Annotated in this window: 17 protein-coding genes, 1 tRNA gene and 5 pseudogenes; 7 read left to right on the forward strand and 16 right to left on the reverse strand. The window is 57.9% G+C overall.

The features are described from left to right. Positions 1 to 83: 83 nt before the first annotated feature. Positions 84 to 1,310, reverse strand: coding sequence for an aminotransferase class I/II-fold pyridoxal phosphate-dependent enzyme (locus ACS5Q8_RS07375; protein WP_465160009.1), 1,227 nt, complete (start codon positions 1,308 to 1,310; stop codon positions 84 to 86). Between the two features lie 362 nt (positions 1,311 to 1,672). Here ACS5Q8_RS07375 and ACS5Q8_RS07380 point away from each other — a divergent pair, with 362 nt between their 5' ends. Then, positions 1,673 to 2,347: an NAD(P)H-binding protein gene (locus ACS5Q8_RS07380; RefSeq protein WP_276196937.1), complete on the forward strand. Its 675-nt coding sequence runs from the start codon at positions 1,673 to 1,675 to the stop codon at positions 2,345 to 2,347. Positions 2,348 to 2,398: 51 nt separating this feature from the next. Next, a pseudogene (locus ACS5Q8_RS07385) lies at positions 2,399 to 2,518 on the forward strand (LysR family transcriptional regulator); the annotation flags it as partial. A gap of 7 nt (positions 2,519 to 2,525) precedes the next feature. Here the strand turns inward: ACS5Q8_RS07385 and ACS5Q8_RS07390 are convergent. Both ACS5Q8_RS07390 and ACS5Q8_RS07395 read right to left on the reverse strand, forming a co-directional pair. Next, entirely contained in the window at positions 2,526 to 2,810 is a 285-nt protein-coding gene (locus tag ACS5Q8_RS07390; protein WP_247406971.1) for a type II toxin-antitoxin system RelE/ParE family toxin, read from the reverse strand. Further along, complete coding sequence (locus ACS5Q8_RS07395; RefSeq protein ID WP_247406968.1) at positions 2,800 to 3,039, reverse strand: CopG family ribbon-helix-helix protein; 240 nt, start codon at positions 3,037 to 3,039, stop codon at positions 2,800 to 2,802. Before ACS5Q8_RS07395 ends, ACS5Q8_RS07390 begins: the two co-directional genes overlap by 11 nt. Positions 3,040 to 3,144: 105 nt before the next feature. Between ACS5Q8_RS07395 and fos the strand changes: the two genes are divergently transcribed. The 3 genes from fos (at position 3,145) to ACS5Q8_RS07410 (ending at position 4,898) form a co-directional block, all read left to right on the forward strand. Further along, entirely contained in the window at positions 3,145 to 3,555 is a 411-nt protein-coding gene (gene fos / locus ACS5Q8_RS07400) for a fosfomycin resistance glutathione transferase (protein WP_276196938.1), read from the forward strand. 54 nt (positions 3,556 to 3,609) lie between these two features. Next, positions 3,610 to 4,251 carry a LysE family translocator gene (locus ACS5Q8_RS07405; RefSeq protein ID WP_465160010.1) on the forward strand — a complete coding sequence of 214 codons (642 nt, stop codon included), beginning with the start codon at positions 3,610 to 3,612 and terminating at the stop codon, positions 4,249 to 4,251. Between the two features lie 119 nt (positions 4,252 to 4,370). Further along, complete coding sequence (locus tag ACS5Q8_RS07410; RefSeq protein ID WP_443695843.1) at positions 4,371 to 4,898, forward strand: DUF4142 domain-containing protein; 528 nt, start codon at positions 4,371 to 4,373, stop codon at positions 4,896 to 4,898. 345 nt (positions 4,899 to 5,243) lie between these two features. Here the strand turns inward: ACS5Q8_RS07410 and ACS5Q8_RS07415 are convergent, their stop codons facing one another. Continuing rightward, positions 5,244 to 5,885 carry a hypothetical protein gene (locus tag ACS5Q8_RS07415; RefSeq protein WP_247405289.1) on the reverse strand — a complete coding sequence of 214 codons (642 nt, stop codon included), beginning with the start codon at positions 5,883 to 5,885 and terminating at the stop codon, positions 5,244 to 5,246. Positions 5,886 to 6,217: 332 nt separating this feature from the next. Beyond that, positions 6,218 to 6,805: pseudogene (locus ACS5Q8_RS07420) on the reverse strand (transposase); the annotation flags it as partial. 48 nt (positions 6,806 to 6,853) lie between these two features. On the opposite strand from ACS5Q8_RS07420, the pseudogene ACS5Q8_RS07425 reads away from it, so the two are divergent. Further along, positions 6,854 to 7,818 (forward strand): annotated as a pseudogene (locus tag ACS5Q8_RS07425) (IS5 family transposase). Between the two features lie 124 nt (positions 7,819 to 7,942). Here the strand turns inward: ACS5Q8_RS07425 and ACS5Q8_RS07430 are convergent. The 3 genes and pseudogenes from ACS5Q8_RS07430 to ACS5Q8_RS07440 form a co-directional block, all read right to left on the reverse strand. Beyond that, positions 7,943 to 8,569 (reverse strand): annotated as a pseudogene (locus ACS5Q8_RS07430) (IS4 family transposase); the annotation flags it as partial. A gap of 169 nt (positions 8,570 to 8,738) precedes the next feature. After that, positions 8,739 to 9,239 carry a methylated-DNA--[protein]-cysteine S-methyltransferase gene (locus ACS5Q8_RS07435; RefSeq protein ID WP_276196941.1) on the reverse strand — a complete coding sequence of 167 codons (501 nt, stop codon included), beginning with the start codon at positions 9,237 to 9,239 and terminating at the stop codon, positions 8,739 to 8,741. A 92-nt stretch (positions 9,240 to 9,331) separates the two neighbouring features. Next, positions 9,332 to 9,664, reverse strand: a complete 333-nt coding sequence (locus tag ACS5Q8_RS07440) for a hypothetical protein (RefSeq protein WP_276197909.1) — start codon at positions 9,662 to 9,664, stop codon at positions 9,332 to 9,334. 150 nt (positions 9,665 to 9,814) lie between these two features. Between ACS5Q8_RS07440 and ACS5Q8_RS07445 the strand changes: the two are divergent. Then, a pseudogene (locus tag ACS5Q8_RS07445) lies at positions 9,815 to 9,979 on the forward strand (helix-turn-helix domain-containing protein); the annotation flags it as partial. A 104-nt stretch (positions 9,980 to 10,083) separates the two neighbouring features. On the opposite strand, the gene ACS5Q8_RS07450 reads toward ACS5Q8_RS07445, so the two are convergent. From ACS5Q8_RS07450 to ACS5Q8_RS07485, 8 genes are all read right to left on the reverse strand, one after another. Next, positions 10,084 to 10,389, reverse strand: coding sequence for a DUF6482 family protein (locus ACS5Q8_RS07450; protein ID WP_276196942.1), 306 nt, complete (start codon positions 10,387 to 10,389; stop codon positions 10,084 to 10,086). Between the two features lie 23 nt (positions 10,390 to 10,412). Then, entirely contained in the window at positions 10,413 to 10,937 is a 525-nt protein-coding gene (locus ACS5Q8_RS07455) for a DUF3833 domain-containing protein (RefSeq protein ID WP_276196943.1), read from the reverse strand. Positions 10,938 to 11,158: 221 nt separating this feature from the next. After that, positions 11,159 to 11,232, reverse strand: a tRNA-Gly gene (locus ACS5Q8_RS07460). A 142-nt stretch (positions 11,233 to 11,374) separates the two neighbouring features. After that, on the reverse strand, positions 11,375 to 12,259 hold the full coding sequence (locus ACS5Q8_RS07465) for an alpha/beta fold hydrolase (RefSeq protein WP_276196944.1): 885 nt from the start codon (positions 12,257 to 12,259) through the stop codon (positions 11,375 to 11,377). A gap of 304 nt (positions 12,260 to 12,563) precedes the next feature. Next, positions 12,564 to 13,256: a pseudouridine synthase gene (locus ACS5Q8_RS07470; RefSeq protein ID WP_276196945.1), complete on the reverse strand. Its 693-nt coding sequence runs from the start codon at positions 13,254 to 13,256 to the stop codon at positions 12,564 to 12,566. Next, a complete protein-coding gene (locus ACS5Q8_RS07475) occupies positions 13,256 to 13,468 on the reverse strand; it encodes a cysteine-rich CWC family protein (RefSeq protein WP_426099537.1) in 213 nt (70 codons plus the stop codon). Before ACS5Q8_RS07475 ends, ACS5Q8_RS07470 begins: the two co-directional genes overlap by 1 nt. 59 nt (positions 13,469 to 13,527) lie before the next feature. Then, positions 13,528 to 17,151 carry an urea carboxylase gene (gene uca / locus ACS5Q8_RS07480; RefSeq protein ID WP_443699145.1) on the reverse strand — a complete coding sequence of 1,208 codons (3,624 nt, stop codon included), beginning with the start codon at positions 17,149 to 17,151 and terminating at the stop codon, positions 13,528 to 13,530. Between the two features lie 174 nt (positions 17,152 to 17,325). Continuing rightward, positions 17,326 to 17,955, reverse strand: a complete 630-nt coding sequence (locus tag ACS5Q8_RS07485; RefSeq protein WP_443695054.1) for an urea amidolyase associated protein UAAP2 — start codon at positions 17,953 to 17,955, stop codon at positions 17,326 to 17,328. Positions 17,956 to 17,958 lie beyond the last annotated feature (3 nt).

Here is a 17,958-nt window from a genome sequence, read left to right on the forward strand (position 1 = left end):
AGGATTTTAATCGTGTCTAGTTCTTAGGGGTTTTAATAATCAATGCAAGTAGGTGGGTGCTGCTTTTTTAGTCGGGGGGAGTATTAACTATTGATTTCGTACTTGTCCAATAGGGAGGTTAGGTGCGAGCAGAATAATATTATTGTTGTGGGGGCCATGTCTGACCGAAGAGTGACGCGTATTGCAGCTTTTCCTCTTGGTACTACCGGGAAAAATACGGCGGATGTAAAAAAGCCTTTTTCCGCAAGATGAGTCGCGAGGGTGTTTGCTTTTTTCGCTTCACCACAGGTAATCAGCCGTATTGCGCTACTCGTACCGTATTGGTCAGTATGTAATAGGCTATCAAATAATTTAATGTTGACTTGTAGTTTTTCTTGAAGTAGAAGTAACTCTTCTGTTTGATGTATTTTTATTGAGGCTAGTCCTGCTCCTATAGCTGCCGAGTTTAGGCTTTGGGACCAGTTGCTAGGGCCCCCATATCGGTGCATTGAGCTCTTTTGTCTTTCGCTGCCCAACATTATTAGTCCCCCGCTAGCGCCAAAGGACTTACCTAGGGAGGCTACAATTAAAGTTTGATCGTCTAACGTGTGCATGTGTGGTCGGATGAAACCACTTCCATTTTTTCCAAATGCTGATAGCGCGTGGGAATCATCCATGTAAAGAAATAGCCCGTAACGCGCTTTTAAATAAAGTAACCCCTCGATGTCCGCAATTCCGCCCATGCTATATATGCCGTCGCCTATGTAAGCGACTTTTTTTCGTCTTTTACATAAGTCCTCTATGAAGGAGATGTCATTATGGGGGGCTGTTATTACTTCGGTCTCATCAGCGCATGAGGCTTTAATATGATTCATGGAGTAGTGAGATTGCTTGTCGAACACCATCGTGGGTGGACAGTTATTTGTAAACGCCCCGCTGGCGAGTAAGGGGAGCAGGCCGGAACTGGCCGAGCTGCAAGATAAAGTACTCAAACAGATCGAATCGAAGTGAGTCGAAAGCGCCAGTTCGTACCGTTCCAGAATTTCAAGTTTGCATCGGTTTTTTGAGTTTGCAATTCGAAGGGTTTTGGCTTCCCTTATACCGCCAATAGCCCCCTCTATTATGTCCTCATGGTAATCAAGGCCGAGATATGAGGTTGTGCAGAAATGATGGAATTCGCGTCCATGCTGGTCGGTCAGGTAGTTATTGTTTTTGACGGTGACGTTGAGTTGGCATATTCGGCCTGTCTTCGCTGAATGCCAGTCTGCTTCAGCTAACTCGATTAGTTTTTTGTAGTTTGAGAATTTGTTCGTGAGCGATGTATTTTCCATTTTTTATTCGTCCTTGGAGATTGGCGAAAAACAGTAACGGGGAAAACCTTGTGAGATAAGTCAGGTGTTTCCTTTGCGCGCTACTCCAGATGGAGTTTTTGGCGTGAGTAAGGTCCTACTTTTTGTGATGGCGAATGGACATCCCAACAGATGCCTTCTAAAGCTGTATCTGGTGTATCAAAGGCGTGTTCGGTTGTGTCGCTTTCGTATGTGGTGATTTTTGTGGGGGTGAGCGCATGCAATTTATTGAGGTTGTGCATCACGGGATTGGGTAAGGTGTCAGCGTGCAAACGGATGTGCCGATAGCGTTCAAACGATTTGTCTGTCGGCTAGGCAAAACTAGCGGGATGAAGGGGGATTTGATGAGAGTTCTGTTATTCGGTGCCACCGGCATGGTCGGCCAGGGCGTTCTGCGCGAGTGCCTGCTGGCCGCTGACGTGCAGGAAGTCGTCGCCGTCGGCCGCACGCCGTTGACGCAGGAGCACGGCAAACTGCATCAGGTGCTGCACACGGACATGCTGGATTTTCAACCGCTGGAGAACCTGCTGCAAGGCTTCGATGCCTGTTTCTTTTGCCTCGGTGTTTCATCGGCGGGGATGAATGAAACCCGCTACACCCATCTCACCTATGATCTGACCCTGGTCGCCGCCAGCACCCTGGCGCGGCTCAATCCGCAGATGACGTTTATCTATGTGTCCGGCGCCGGCACCGACAGTTCCGAAGCGGGCCAGTCGATGTGGGCGCGGGTCAAGGGCAAGACCGAGAATGCCTTGCTGCGCCTGCCGTTCAAGGCGGTGTATGTGTTCCGGCCGGGGGTGATTCAGCCGTTGCACGGCGTGCGTTCGAAGACGCCGTTGTACCAGGCCTTCTATACCGTGCTTGGGCCGTTGCTCTCGTTGGTGCGTCGGATAAAGCCGGGCTGGGTAGTCAGCACCGAGACCGTCGGCCGTGCGATGTTGGCGGCGGCGCGTAACGGCGCGTCGCAGCCGGTGGTGGAGCAAGCCGAGATCCATCGGCTGGCCGCCGGCAAGCTCTGAGCCCTGCGCACCAGCGTTTATCAGCCCGCCGTCGCCAGTGCGCAGGCGGGCGTGGCGCCGCCGTTTCATATTCCGTCGTTTGCGTTTGAGCTGGCGTGGCATGCGCGGCGGGTTGGGGATTCGGGGTTGCAGTGGTTGAAGGAGCTGGTGCAAAAGGTATTGCGTGCGTAAACCCGTATTACCAGGATTTTGGTGGCTGGCGTCGGGTATGAAATATCCGCATGACCTGTAACCGTCCATCTCGAATACGATACGGAACGATATAAGGCCATTTAGGCACTACCCATTCCCGAGTGCCGGGAATACGCCCCTCTTTACCCATTGAGGGAAACTCCGCCACGCGCTCGAGTCCCGTTAGCATGGCCTGCACAAATTCGTGCGCAGCTTTGGGGTTTTCCTGAGCAAGGTAAGCGGCTTCTTCATCGAGGTTGCGCAGTGCTGTTCTTAGCCACTCAACTTGCATGCTTACGCCATTTGTCAGCGATGGCTTTCACGTCAGCGGTACTCGCAAAATCACCGGCGTCGGCCTCTTGCAAGGCTTTTTGGATTTCCTCGATTTGCCAGGCTTCACGTGTCAAGTATTCACGTATGGCATCGACCGCCAGAAAGGATTTGCTGCGCCCGGTAGCCTTGGCGAGACTGGCGAGCGTATCGGCGATATCTTCAGGTATGCGTAAGGACATAACCGACATAAGTGCCTCGATGTAGTGGAATGTAGTGCAGCATACTACATCGTAGTTGGCGCACGCTTCTGCGCCGTTCGTCTGCGCAGAGTTGAAACGGAAAAGGATGTTTTCATGCTCACCGGCCTCAACCACTTGACCCTGGCCGTCACCGATTTGCCGCGCAGCGTCAGTTTTTACCATGACCTGCTGCAACTTCGCCTCGACGCCACCTGGGACAACGGCGCCTACCTGTCATTGCCGGGGTTGTGGCTGTGCCTGTCCCTCGACCCGCTGCGCCCGTCGGTGCCGGCGGCTGAATACACCCACGTGGCCTTTACGGTCGGCGCGGACGACTGCGCCGCGCTGGTGCAACGCCTGCGAGCCTCCGGCGTAGTGGAGTGGCGCGACAACCGCAGCGAGGGCGCCTCGTTCTATTTTCTCGACCCCGATGGCCACAAGCTCGAAGCCCATGTCGGTGATCTGGCCTCGCGCCTGCAAGCCTGTCGCGTCAAGCCTTATGCCGGTATGAAGTTTTACCCGTAGCGCGCGAAGGTGCAGAATCCCTCCACCTCTCAACTGTTTGTCAGAGTCGCGCCCATGACCCCATCCTTGCTGCTTGCCGTCCTCGCTTCGGGTTTTATCTATGGCATTACGCCGGGCCCGGGGGTGTTGGCCGTGTTCGGTATTGGCGCGGCCCGGGGCCGTCGCGCCGGGGCCGGTTTTCTGTGCGGGCATTTGCTCGGCGATGTGCTGTGGTGCAGCACCGCGCTGATTGCGATCGTGGGTGCGCGGGAAGTCGGCAGCAGCGCGTTTGATGTGCTGGGCGTGCTCAGTGGCACGTACCTGTTCTGGCTGGGCTGGCGCGCGATCCGTACCCAGCGCCGTAGCAGTGATGCACCCCAGGGCGCGGCGCGGCATCCGTTCTGGCACGGCATCCTGTTTGGCCTGACCAACCCCAAGGCGTACCCGGTGGCCGTCGCCACGTTTACCGCGTTGCTGTCCAGCCGTGCCGAGTTGCTGACCTGGGCAATGCTGCCGTCGTTGATCTTGCTGAGCTTTATCGGTGGGCTATTGGCCTACGCGATTCTGATCGGCGTGGTGGGCGCACAGCGGGTGCGCACGGTGTATCAGCGTCACGAAATCCTGATCACCAAGCTCTGCGGGGTGATGTTTATCGGCTTCGCCATCAATGCGCTGGCCCACGCGTTGCCGGGCCTGTTAGGCAGTAAACCGGCCTGAGGCGGCCACGACCGTTCGTCGCACAGGCAAGTTTTTTCTAAACCTTTGCAGCTGTTAAAATTCGAATCCAGAGCGGGGTGTCTGTCCCCGCACCTATTTTTGCCCTGGAGGAACCCATCATGAGCCGCATGGCTATCCGGTTACGCACCGCCAGTTTCGCGATGCTGCTGGGCCTCGGCGCCAGCAGTGCTTTCGCCCAGTCGCCGGCTGAATTCATCGAGCAGGCGTCGGCCAAAGGCATGGCCGATATCGAAACCAGCCGCATGGCTCACGCCAAAACCTCGTCCCAGGAAATCAAGGACTACACCATCGAGGTGATCAACGAGCGCACCTTGGCCAACCAACACCTGGCGGCCATCGCCAAGAAGCTCGACCTGCCCGTGGCGCCGCGCGAGAAGATCGTCGATAAAGCCGAAACCCTGATGCCCGAGCTCAAGGACGGTGACTCCTTTGACGCCGCCTACACTGCGCAGCAGGTCAAGGAAAATGAAGACGCTATCGCCCTGTTCAAACAGGAAGGGGCCGCGTCGGATGTTCCGGAAATAAAGGCGCTGGTGGATGAGACGCTGCCCAAGCTCGAAGAGCGTCTGCAAAAGGCTCGCGCCTTGGCCTCTACCTACGGCAAAGGCCATCAAGGCGACGGTTGAGGCCTGTACTTGATATGGAAAACGGCGGTTGGAGCCTGAGGGATCCCCACAAATTTACTCCAAGCTCTGCGCCTGATGATGCACCTCATCACGCAGAGCATGCTCCAATATTTCCAAGTGTTCTCGGTCACCTAAACCAGTGCAACTGCGACAATACTCCAGGCCTAAACACCACAATGAAAGTACGATGGCCACCCAGACCATTTACTCCTTCGGTAGCCCATATTTTGTTCACGGTTAGGAGTCTGACAGACCAATAGGTAAACTTTTCTAAAATAGCCCCCAAGTTCTTCACCTTCAGCCCTGAAATTTTGGACGCGAACCCCCTACTGTGATTTTCGGAAATTAATTTGCTGGGTAATATCCTCCCATGCCTTTTATATATCGTGAACCGCAAGGGTCTTGGTAGCTATTGGTACAGAGATGGGTTTTTGTCGGATCGCCGTTTTTAAAATTTAGCTCTCCCATGCACCATTTTTTAGAAACCGGGTCTGTCACGTCATCACAAGCTCCAGGGTAAGCGGGTGTTCTTGTGTACACATTTACTATGTGTGAATCATTAACGAGCGCAACATTAGCAAACAAAAAACTAATAACATATTTACCATTCGACAAACCAAACCCAATGTGAAAAGCCACTTTGTCTTCGACGTAGAACTTGTTCCGATTAGGAATTGGGCTATTGCCATACACATACCTTATGCATTCAATGATGGCATCGTATATCGGAGCAGGGATAAATACGACCCTATTGTTATTAGCAAGCAAACCCAGTGCGCCCAAATTAAGTTTATATTCATCTATAGGCCGAAACGAGCTTTCTTCCCATTTATTTTCCTCCATGCAACCAGCGATTGGCAAACCTGCTACAAGGTCCTGATCGTCATAATCGTACATGGCTTTTGCATAGTTCATCTTATTCACCGTCAGCATTAGGAGCGAAAACAAAAAGCTTGCCGCCCAGCCTTTTCGATAAGAACTGACCATGATGTACTCCACTTAGTGATTTTCGTATTGGGCGATTTCAGTATGGGTGCCAAGAAAAAAACCGAAAACTGTAAGAATTAACAGTTCTTTATAAAAATTCTCGATTATCACTATAGCCAATCTGAATTAACAATATTTAGCACCCTAGAAATGAGATATTTCTACCTCTCTGTGACAGGCTAGTGAACCGCGTTCAAACTCTCATTCTCTTTGCACAAATATCCCCATAAGCATGAGCAAATTGATTCTGACTGAGAGGGAAAGCTTTTTCGAAAGCAGCATGCCAGCGGGCCATGGGAATAGGGGGTTGACCCTGAGGGATCCCCACAAATTTACTCCAAGCTCTGCGCCTGATGATGCACCTCATCACGCAGAGCATGCTCCAATATTTCCAAGTGTTCTCGGTCACCGAAATCAGTGCAACTGCGCCAATACTCCAGGTCTAAACGTCACAATGAAAGTACTCGCCTTTCTTTGAGGCTGTTGCTTTGATAGCGCCGCTCCAATTGGTTCTCCCGTGCCTGCAACCCCGCTAAGAAGATGAGGTAGTTGGCCAAAATGGCAATCAACAACAATACTTCGATGCGCTTTGGACAATGGCTTCGATGCAGATTCAGACCCAATCCCAGGTGTTCACTTTTTACGTCTCGGAAGCCTTCTTCGATCTACATACGGCGCTTATAAATCGCCACGATTTTTGCTGGGCTCCACTCGATTTGCGACAAGTTACTGGCAAGTAACCACGGCTCGCGCTCACGTTTGGCGGACTGCCGGCTGAGTTTGCTTCTGGCAATTGAGCCCGTAACGCGTTGGTGTTTGCGCCCCTTGGCTGAATGGCGGACGCGGTAAAAACCGATGAAGTGAGGGGCGCTACGCGTCATCTCGACACGGCCTAACGACTTAGGGAAACTCCGAACAAGTCCTCAGATGTGCTGAAATACACTTTCACCACCTGACCCGAGCCACGCATGAGCCAGATGAGCTTTTCCGACTTTGAATACGCCGGCAAGCGCAGGCAAACCCGCCGTGAACGCTTCCTTGCCGAAATGGATCAGGTGGTGCCCTAGAGTGGTTTGTTGGGGTTGATCGAACTGTATTACCCGAAGGCTGGTGGTGGCCGTAAACCGTATCCGCTGGAGACCATGTTGCGCATCCATTTGCTGCAAAACTGGTTCTCGCTGAGCGACCCGGCCATGGAAGAAGCGCTTTATGAAATCACTCCCATGCGTCAGTTCGCCCGCCTTACATTAAGCGCGCCGATCCCTGAAGACACCACAATCATGAACTTCCGGCACTTGCTGGAGACGCATCAACTCGAACCTGCGATCCTTGCTTGCAGGAAAAAGGTCTGTCGCTGCGCCAGGGCACCATCGTCGATGCCACCATTATTCACGCTCCTAGTTCGACCAAAAACGAAGAGGGAAAGCACGATCCCGAGATGCAACAAACCAAGAAAGGTAATCAGTACTTCTTTGGAATGAAGGCCCATATTGGCGCGGCTGCAGAGTCAGGATTGGTTCATCACGTCCACGGCACAGCCGCGAATGTGGCTGACGTAACCCAAGTTGCTGAGCTGCTACATGGCGAGGAAAGCGCGGTCTATGCAGACGCTGGTTACACCGGCGTCGAGAAGCGTGATGAGCACGAAAATCGTAAAGTGATCTGGCAGATCGCGGCGCGACGTAGCACTTATTCACGACTGAATAAACGGAGCCGACTCTACAAGGCCAAGCGCAAATTCGAGTACTGCAAAGCCCTGACGCGGGCCAAGGTCGAGCATCCGTTTTGGGTGATCAAGCGCCAGTTTGGTTATGTGGAAGTACGCTTTCGTGGGCTGATGAAAAACACCGCTCAACTGACCATGCTGTTTGCTCTGTCGAACCTTTGGATGGCTCGAAAACAGCTGATGGGTATGGGCGAGTTACGCGTGTAACGCGGGGATCTGGGCTGAAAAGCCCGACGAAGCAGTGCCGACGGGCCTTTGTGTGTTAAGCAACGCTGAAAGTCGTGTTTGTTTCGACTAACAGCACGCTCACCGCGATGTTGATCGGAGTTTCCTTAGGTGATGAGGTAGCCAGAGCGTACAAATTTTTCACCGGTTGCCAGTCATTTTCTTCGCGACAATAGAGCTCACGACTTCGTATTCGGGCCACGTAATACCAGCCCTGCGCCGCTACGGCCTTCATCCAGAGGCGCCGGAAACCGGCATCAGTGACCAGGACTGGAACGCATCCATCAGGCAGTAATTCAGCCAACATTTTGATCAGGCGGCTTTGATATTTTGGGCAACTCTAGCGCTCATGAACGCTTTCATAAATAGGAAACGAGCGCCCCGCAAACGGGACTGCAGCCCTCAACAAAAAGGCGTCGCCAGGTGTATCAATTCTCGACCAGTCGACCAAAATTAAAGAATGCTTCAGGGAGCCCAATAATGCCTGCAGCATCACCCAATAGAACAGTGGCCTCTCTGCTCTCAGGTGTTGATTACCCTACAATCGGTCCACTCGCTTGATCGCGTGTTTTAGATACGCCTGACCTGGCATAAAACGTCCCAGCGCTGTCAGCGTCAGGCGACGGCCTTGTAGTAACGAACTGACACAACTCATCAGCGTTGTCAGGCGGCGAGAATGGATTGAAGGCAGTGCTTGAGCGAGCGCTCTGTGTAAAAAACGGGTGGCCTGTATGGGTTCGGTTTCTTGTTTTTGTGTGGTGCAAACCAAGTTGCCGACTCATGTAGGCTTCTTCAATGTTCCTACTTCTTGATTTTCGGTAAGAAAAATCGGGGATACCTCAGGGTCGGAGCTCATCCCACCGCCGTTTTTTATGCCGGGTTCTGGTCGGTCGCCGGCGCACTCAGAACCGCATTTCTGCCTGGCCTGTGCCTTCCAGTGCGAGCAGATACTGCTTGGCCGCAAGCCCGCCGGCAAACCCGGTCAAGCTGCCCGACGCGCCAATGACCCGATGGCACGGTGCAATGATCGAAATTGGATTACGCCCATTGGCCGCGCCCACTGCGCGCACGGCTTTCGGGTTGCCGATCTGCTGGGCGATCTGGCTGTAGCTGCGGGTTTCGCCGAAGGGGATGGTCAGGAGTGCCTGCCAGACTTGCTTCTGAAAGTCGGTGCCGGTGAAGTCCAGTTCCAGCTCGAACTGATGACGGGCGCCGGCGAAGTATTCCTGCAACTGGCGCGCGGTTTCCAGCAACACGGGGTTGTGATTGGCCTCGTGCAATTCACCCAGGCGTACACGGTTGGCGCGCTCGCATTCCCACAGGATGGCGTTGAGTTTGCCATTGCGCGCCACCAGGGTGAGCTCGCCGACGGGGGAGGGCATGAGTGTGTATTCGTAGGGCATGAGCGGGCTCCTGGGCGAGTGGGTGATGGCTCAGTCTAGAGCAACCCATTCCACTGGAAACTGCGTTTCTTGCGGTCGAATTCTCCGCCACCTTAGACGTTCCAGTAAATCCAATCGGCAAGAGAGTGATACCAATAAGGCCATGAAAGGTCATGGAGCGCCATGAGTGGCGAAGCGGTCCCCAGCACAACCATCGAGACGATGTTAAGTAGGGTGCCGATCAACGCCAGCACCATCACACGCCGGCTGGCATGGCGCCTGGCAAACCTGACGCCATACGCGGACGCAACGATCGACCCGAGCGCCAGGACCAGCCCCAGGGGAAACGGAAGCCTTACCAGAGCGACCAGCAAGGGCAATACCAGCACCCAGCCGAGCACTTGGCGCAGTACGGGTTTTGGCGTTCGGTGTTCAGGTTCAAGCATGGCAATCATCCCGGTCTTGCGGGTTGGACAGGGCGACATCATCCCGCTACGCAGGCGCTGCTGCATTCAGACTTTGCTTGAGTTGCAGCTAGCGATCCTGTTGCAGCACCTTGAGCGCCGCCGACACGAGGAACCCCGAACGGCTTTTTCACGGGGCTTTCGCAAGCGCGCTTTGCGAAGGCGATTGATGTGCCCGTGGGAACGCTTCAGAACGGGGAGCAGGGGCGCCGTGAACCTGAAGGACCGGCAAGGGCATTATTGCGTGCCCTCTACAATGATCCTGGTCACGTATTGGCGGCCCTGGAGCATAGATAACCGTCTGTGATGACCGTGTGGATTAAGCCGAGTAAGTTCTTTCGCGCAAGGCACTAGGCTGATCTTCCCTGGCCGGGAAGGTCAGCCAAAGAATGAAACGCGCCTTAGAAGGACTGGGCCAACGTAAACGGAACACGCAACGCACCGATGGGGCCTTCACGTGTACCGCACATTTCATCGTGGACGCAGTGCTGCACCAGCACACACGGAAACGGCGGAACCCGTTGCAACAGGTCGCGCAAATGCGTGGTGGAGCCGATGCGCATCGGCTTCGCATCCTCGTCCAGCAGCGTCATCGCCGTATGCTCGAGCCTGACGCGTGCGATGTAGAAACCGCCCTCCAGCGACAGCAGTTCCAACTCGCGTACTTCACCCTTCACGGCCAGTTCGGTCAGCATTTGCATATTCATGATTCACCCTCGCAGTGGGTCGTTCATTGGCGACGAAAGAACAGCGTGACCTGGCCCCATTCGACGCCAAACTTGGTCATGCTCGAACGGTTGATCAACGTGTCTTCGTCCATCAAGTACATCCAATCGTCAAAACCGACTTCGTAAACCGAGCCATCCACCGCCAGGTTGAGGCGGTAGCGCCAACGCAATGCGTTGCCGGCGACCTCGCCAATTGCCTCGCCAACCACATCACCCGCGCGCCCGCGCCAGCGCCCGGGGCCATCCGGTGTCAACGTCCACACCCGCTGCTGGCGCGTGCCATCGCTGTAGAGAAAACGCTCGTCGAGAATCAAAGCATCGCCCTCGCGTCGGCTGGCGATATCCACCTCAAAGCGCTTGGCCACTTCCCCCGAACGCTTCTGGAATATGCCCCAGGCCTTGACGGGTTTGCTGAAGAAACGCTCCAGGTCCAACTGCGGTTGCTGGTCGGCGTAGTGGTCGACCTCTACGTTGCCGCAACTGCTCAGGCTCAATACCAGAAACAGTGAAATCAGTAGGCGTGCCATGGACCGGCTCCTTGATCGTGTGGGGCTGAGTGTCGACGTTCAAGGTGTGATAGTTGTACATAAAAATATATTTGTACAGGTTTTTAGTGGGCGCTATTTTGGGAGGCTGGAAAGGTAGGGAAGCGCTGAGCGCAAATTTCACTCATAAAAAAACCGGCCACCAAGGACCGGTTTTTTACATCTCCCGTCAAAACCATCCTGACGCGAGACCAATATCTGAGTGGAGCGGGTGAAGGGAATCGAACCCTCGTTATCAGCTTGGGAAGCTGGAGTAATGCCATTATACGACACCCGCTCAGAGCGGCTGACTTTGTACCAGATGTGCGCCGGGATTTGAAGTTTTTCTTCGAAAAATGTGCAGGTTGCGTGTGTTTGCGTAGGCGACGCGCCGACCGACTGTAGGCGCGGGCATGCTCGCTCCTGCAGTCGGCTGTGTTTCAGAGTGCAAAGGCATGTTGCGTCTGGCTCGGGTGATAGCGCAATCGGCTGGCCTGCCGCGCAGGCTTCAGAAAGCCCACCACGGCGTCCCGGCTGTCGCGGCAGGCGGCTTTGTGTTCCATGTCCAGAAAATGCCCGGTGGCCTGGATTGTGCTGAAGCTGCTGTTCGTCACGTATTGCCCGAACAACTGGGCATCCTCGGCGCTGGTGTATTCGTCCCATTCGCCGTTCAAAAACAGCACCGGCACGCTGATCTGGCGCGCGGCCTTGAGGTAGCACAGACGGTCGCTATTGAGGACGTGGCTGATGTGGAAGTGCATCTGCCCGTACTCGTGCTCGGCCAGGCTGCTGACGTGGCGGTAGTTGAAGCGCTTGAACAGCGACGGCAGGTGTTTGCCGATGGTGCTGTTGACGAGGTGGCCGACGCGGTCGCGGTCGAGGTTGCCGAGGTAGTCGACGCCGCGTTCGAGGTAGTCGCGCATGGGCGCGTTGATCACCGGCGAGAATGAGCTGATCACGGCTTTTTCCACGCGGCGCGGGCGCTGGGCGAGGGCGACCAGGGTGGCTGCGCCGCCCCAGGAGAACGACAGCACGTGTTCGGCGGCGAAGTGGTCGATGAGTTCCAGGAGGATCTGGCCTTCGACTTCCTTCGTCAGCATCTGCTCATGGCGGTTATGGATTTTGGAGCGACCGGCGTAGGGCTGGTCGTACAAAACCACATTGAACTGCGGGTACAGGCTTTTCACGGTTTGGGCGAAGGACGCCGTGGTGGCCATGGAGCCGTTGACCAGGATGATGGTCTTTTCAGCCGCGTCCGCGCGATAGAACTCCGTGTAAACCCGATACTGACCCTGTATATCCAACACAGCGATTTCTGGCCTCATGTCGTAAGACTCCTGGCAAGCGGGTAGTGCGCGCAGATCACTCTGCACGAGCTTTATGACAGGTAGGCATACGCCTGGAAGATGAGTGCCCATGTCGAGCCGATGACGGCTGGCCGACGGGTGTTATCAGGGCGGGCTGTTTGCCGGGGAGGCCCGTGGATCAAGCGCGGGCGGGGCAAGGTGTTTCTTGGAGGTTATAGGCGACTCGCCAGTCATAATTTGGCTGACGGTTTGATTCAAGCAGTCGGTTCGGGATGTCGCAAGTCGCCGAGATGGGTTTTAGCCATCACCGGCCGAACGGTCGTCAGACCAGCAAAATTTCATCGGCGCTCAACGCCCGATATTCACCGGGCGCCAGCGCGCCATCCAGTTCCAGCGGCCCCATGCGTTCCCGATGCAGGCCGATCACCTTGTTATTGAAATGCCCGAACATGCGTTTCACCTGGTGATAGCGGCCTTCGATGATACTCAGGCGGGCCAGGCGCGGTGCCAACACTTCCAGCTCGGCCGGTTGAGTCGTCAGGTCTTCAAACGCGAAATACACCCCCGCCGCGAAGGTGGCGGCGTATTGCGCACCGATCGCCTGCTCGGTCTCCACACGGTAGACCTTGGGCAGTTTGGTCGTCGGTTGCGTCAGGCGCCGCGACCACTGGCCGTCGTTGGTGATCAGCATCAGCCCGGTGGTGTTGAAGTCCAGGCGACCGGCGATATGCAGTTCGTCTTTGTCCGGTTCATCCAGCCAGTCCAGCACGGTCGGGTGCTGTGGGTCGGCGGTGGCGCTCACGCAGCCCGGCGGTTTGTGCAGCATGAAATAGCGCGCCGGTTTACCCGCCTGCAGCACCTCATCGTCCACGCATACCCGGCTGAATTCGCGCACTTCATGGTGAGGATCACTGACCGGCACGCCATCGACGCTCACGCGCCGTTCCACCAACAACAGGCGGACTTGCTGGCGATTGAAACGCGGCAGGTTGCTGAGGAATCGATCAACGCGCATTACAACGGCTCATCCCCACGCAACTGCGCGTCCACCTGGGCACAGCGCGGGCACAGGCAGGCCTGGTTGCGTAATGCATCGGGCAGGGCTTCGAGCACCGCCGGGTCGATGGTGACGCTGTAGCACCAGCAGGCCTGGTCGGCGGTGCGCGGGTCGGCCAGGGTGCAATCGTTGCGGGCGCCGCAGGCGGGGCAGAGGGTGGCTGTGGTCATTGCTCGGTTCAGGCTGGATCGGGCAGGGCGCCGAAGGTCCCTGCACGATACAGCGCCGCTCAGTCGCGTTCCAGCACCACGACCCGCTGGCCGGCGCCAATCCCGCTGCCGGGCTGCACCGGGATCTCCCGCACCACGCCGGCAAACGGCGCCAGCAGTGGAATCTCCATTTTCATCGACTCCAGCACCACCAGCACAGCGCCCGCCGCGACGCGCTCACCCGCAGCCACCTGGACCTGCCAGAGATTGCCCGCGATATGGCTGTCGATGCTGTACTCATTGGCCTTCAGCGGCGTGTCTTGCCCGAGCGGCGCTGGCGGTTCCTCGCTGTCGAAGTGCGCCTGGCCGCTGGCGATCCAGCGTTCGCGCTCGGCATTGAAGGCCTGTTGCTGGTGCGCCCGAAACGCATCGATACCCGCCGCTTCACGCGCCAGAAAATCCTGGTAATCCGCCAGGTTCAACACGCTGTCCTCGATGTTCAACGCAAAGCGCCCCAGCGGAAAATCCCGACGAATCTGCACCAGCTCTTCGGCACTCACCGGGTAGAAGCGGATCTGGTCGAAAAACCGCAGCAGCCACGGTTTGCCGTCGAAGGCCGCGACTTCCCGGTAGCGGTTCCACATCTGCAACGTGCGCCCCACGAACTGATAACCGCCGGGGCCTTCCATGCCGTACACGCACAAATACGCGCCGCCGATGCCCACCGAGTTCTCGGCGGTCCAGGTGCGGGCCGGGTTGTATTTGGTGGTCACCAGCCGATGACGCGGGTCCAGCGGCGTGGCCACCGGGGCGCCGAGGTAGACGTCGCCCAGGCCCATCACCAGGTAGCTCGCCTCGAACACGCTGTGGCGCACCGCGTCGAGGTCGGCCAGGTCGTTGATGCGGCGGATGAATTCCAGGTTGCTCGGGCACCACGGCGCGTCCTTGCGCACGGTGGTCATGTATTTTTCGATGGCCAGTTGGCACGCCGGGTCATCCCAGGACAGCGGCAAGTGGACGATGCGCGAAGGCACTTGCAGGTTGGGCGTGGCGCATACGGCCGTCCATTCGCCGCTGATCAGCGCCAGCAGGTCGGCCAGGGGCAGTTGTTCTGGCTGGTAGTGGACCTGCAGCGAGCGGATGCCCGGCGTCAGGTCGATTACGCCATGCCGTGCGCGGGTTTCGAGGGCCTGCATCAGCGCGTGGCCACGAAAACGCAGCACCAGGTCGAGCTCGGGCGCGCCGATTTCCAGCAGCAGGTGGGTGTCGCCGGCCAATCGGGCAACCAGACGCGTATCTTCCTGGCCGATATCCAACACCACCGGCGACGCCGGCCAATGTGGGAGCGGGCTTGCTCGCGATGGCATCTCCTCGGTGTTGCTGTGAGACCGCGTCGCCTGCAGTGCGGGCACGCCCGGCGCCCACAGTTGATCCCATTTCAGCGCGAGATCGCGGGCGGTCTTGAGGTCCACCGGTTCGAAGCGCAGTTTGTCGCCGGCCTTGAGCTGTCCGAGTTGCCACAGGTCGGCTTCGATCACCGTCACCGGGCACACGAACCCACCCAGGCTCGGCCCATCCGGCCCGAGGATTACCGGCATGTCTCCGGTAAAATCCACCGCGCCGATCGCATAAGGGTTGTCGTGGATATTCGACGGATGCAGCCCGGCTTCGCCGCCATCGGTGCGCGCCCACACGGGCTTGGGGCCGATCAACCGCACGCCGGTGCGGCTGGAGTTGAAATGCACTTCCCACTGCGTGGCGAAGAACGTGTCGATGTACTCCGGCTGGAAGTATTCCGGCGCGCCGTGGGGGCCATAAATCACCCGCAGCGTGCGCACCTGCGCCAGCGGTTCAGCGCGCAACTGCTGGCCCGCGTTGACGTCGACCAGCGGCAACAGATGCAGCACGTCGCCCGCGCGCAAAGCGCGCCCGCCGTGCCCGCCGAACTGGCCCAGGGTGAAGGTACTTTTGCTGCCCAGATAGTCCGGCACTTGCAGCCCGCCGCGCAGGCACAGGTAACTGCGCGCGCCGGCTCCGGCGAGGGTGCCGAGGCTCAGCACCGATCCGGCTTCGATCAGCAGCGCGGTGTTCATCGGCACGGGTTGATCGTTGAGCAGCAGCGCAATATCCGCGCCCGTCACGGCCACCACGGCGGCGCAATTGAAGCGCAACAGCGGCCCGCTCATGGTGATTTCCAGCGCTGCGGCGCCTTCGCGATTGCCCAGCAGACGATTGCCCAAGCGCAGTGCGCGGCTGTCCATCGGCCCGGAAGGCGGCACGCCGACGGCCCAATAGCCGAGCCGGCCGGGATAGTCCTGCACGCTGCTCTGCGTGCCTGCGCTCAGGACTTCAACGGTGTCGGCGTGGTAGACCAGATCTTCCAGGCAGCGCGTCCACGGTTGGCCACTGGCAAAGGGCGCGGCCAGCAGAATCTGACGCAGGTAGTCGCGGTTGGTTTCCACGCCATAGAGCTGGCTGTCGCTCAAGGCTTGATGCAGCGCCAGGCGCGCCTGTTCGCGGGTGGGCGCCCAGGTGATGAGCTTGGCGATCATCGGGTCGAAGTACGGCGGGATCTCGCAACCGGCCTCGACCCACGTGTCGATGCGCAACCCTTCGGCCACTGGAAAGTCCACGTGGGTCAGCAAGCCCGGGCTCGGCTGGAAATCCCGGCCCGGGTCTTCGGCATACAGGCGCGCCTGGATCGCATGCCCTTGCGGGTTCAATACCAGACTGGTCAACGGCGGCAGTTTACCCGCCGCCAGTTGCACCATCCAACGCACCAGATCGACGCCCCACACTTGTTCGGTGACGCCGTGTTCCACTTGTAAGCGCGTGTTCACTTCGAGGAAGTAGAAGCGGCCGTCGGCGCGGTCGAAGATAAATTCCACCGTGCCGGCGCTGCGGTAATTCACAGCCTTGGCCAGGGTGATTGCCGCCGCGCACAGGGCCTCGGCCATGCCCTCCGGCAGGTTGGGCGCCGGGGTTTCTTCGAGGACTTTCTGGTTGCGCCGTTGCACCGAACAGTCGCGCACGCCGAGGGCGATCACCTCGCCTGCGCCGTCGCCGAACACCTGCACCTCGAGGTGGCGGGCGTGTTCGATGTACTTCTCGATAAACACGCCGGCATCGCTGAAATTGTTCTGCCCCAGGCGTTTGACGGCCTCGAAGGACTCGTTCAACTGCGCGATGTTGCGGCACACGCGCATGCCGATGCCGCCACCGCCGGCGGTACTCTTGAGCATCACCGGGTAGCCCACGCGGGCGGCGGCGAGCAAGGCCGCGTCGAGGCTGTCGAGCAGTTCGCTGCCTTCGAGCAAGGGAATCTGCTGTTGCTTGGCCAGCGCCCGGGCCGTGTGCTTGAGGCCGAAGACGCGCAGTTGTTGCGGGGTCGGCCCGATAAAGGCGATGCCGGCGTTTTCGCAGGCTTGTGCGAAGGCGGCGTTTTCCGAGAGAAAACCGTAGCCGGGATGAATCGCCGTGGCGCCGCTGGCTTTGGCGATGGCGAGGATTTTGTCCACCGCCAGGTAGGTGCCGGCCGCTGCGCCTTCACCGAGGCTGTAGGCTTCGTCGGCTTGTTGAATGTGCAGGCTGGCCGCATCGGCTTCGGCGTACACGGCGACGCCCTTGACGTGCAGTTCACGCAAGGTGCGCAGGATGCGGCAGGCGATGGCGCCACGGTTGGCAATCAAGAGTTTTTCGAACATGGGCAAAACCCTGCGGGCCGTCCCGCAAAGTGAGGGAGCACTACGGTCGTCCGCAGTGCCTGTCATGAGTGTGGGAGGGTGCTTGCTCCCCCCTCAGGGTTCAGCGGTTTCGCAGGCACTGCCCGCTGCGGGCCTGGCACAGCGCAAACAGCCAACCGCGCAAGCGCTTGAACTTCAGTTCCATACGAGTAACTCCGCCGGGGTCGGGTTGTAGGCATTGCACGGGTTGTTCAATTGCGGGCAGTTGGAGATCAGCACGATCACGTCCATCTCGGCGCGCAGGTCGACGTACTTGCCGGGGGCGGAAATGCCGTCTTCGAAGGTCAGCCCGCCGTCGGCCGTGACCGGCACATTCATGAAGAAATTGATGTTCGGCCCGATGTCGCTTTTGCCCAGGCGGCCGTCGTGGGCGCAGGCCCGCAGGTAGTTGTCGCGGCAGCTGTGCATGTAGCGCTTTTCCAGGGCGTAGCGCACGGTGTTGCTCTCTTGGGCACAGGCGCCGCCGAGGGTGTCGTGGCGCCCGCAGGTGTCTTCGACGAGGGTCAGCATCGGCTGGCCGAGGTTGGAATACAGCACGCTGCCGGTGCCCAGGTACACGTTGTTCTGGCGGCGCAACGTGCGTTGCACGTCGTAGCGCTCGCGCGGGTTTTTTGCGCTGTAGAACAGCGTATCGACCGCCTGGTTGCCCTCCAGATCAAGGATGCGCAGGGTCTGCCCGGCCTTGACCTCCATCAGCCACGGCTCGCCGGCGGGGATGGTGGCGCGGTACACCGCTGCGTCCGGTTGTTTCAGTGCGATAGACATGGC

The organism is Pseudomonas sp. PAMC25584 (assembly GCF_058135675.1).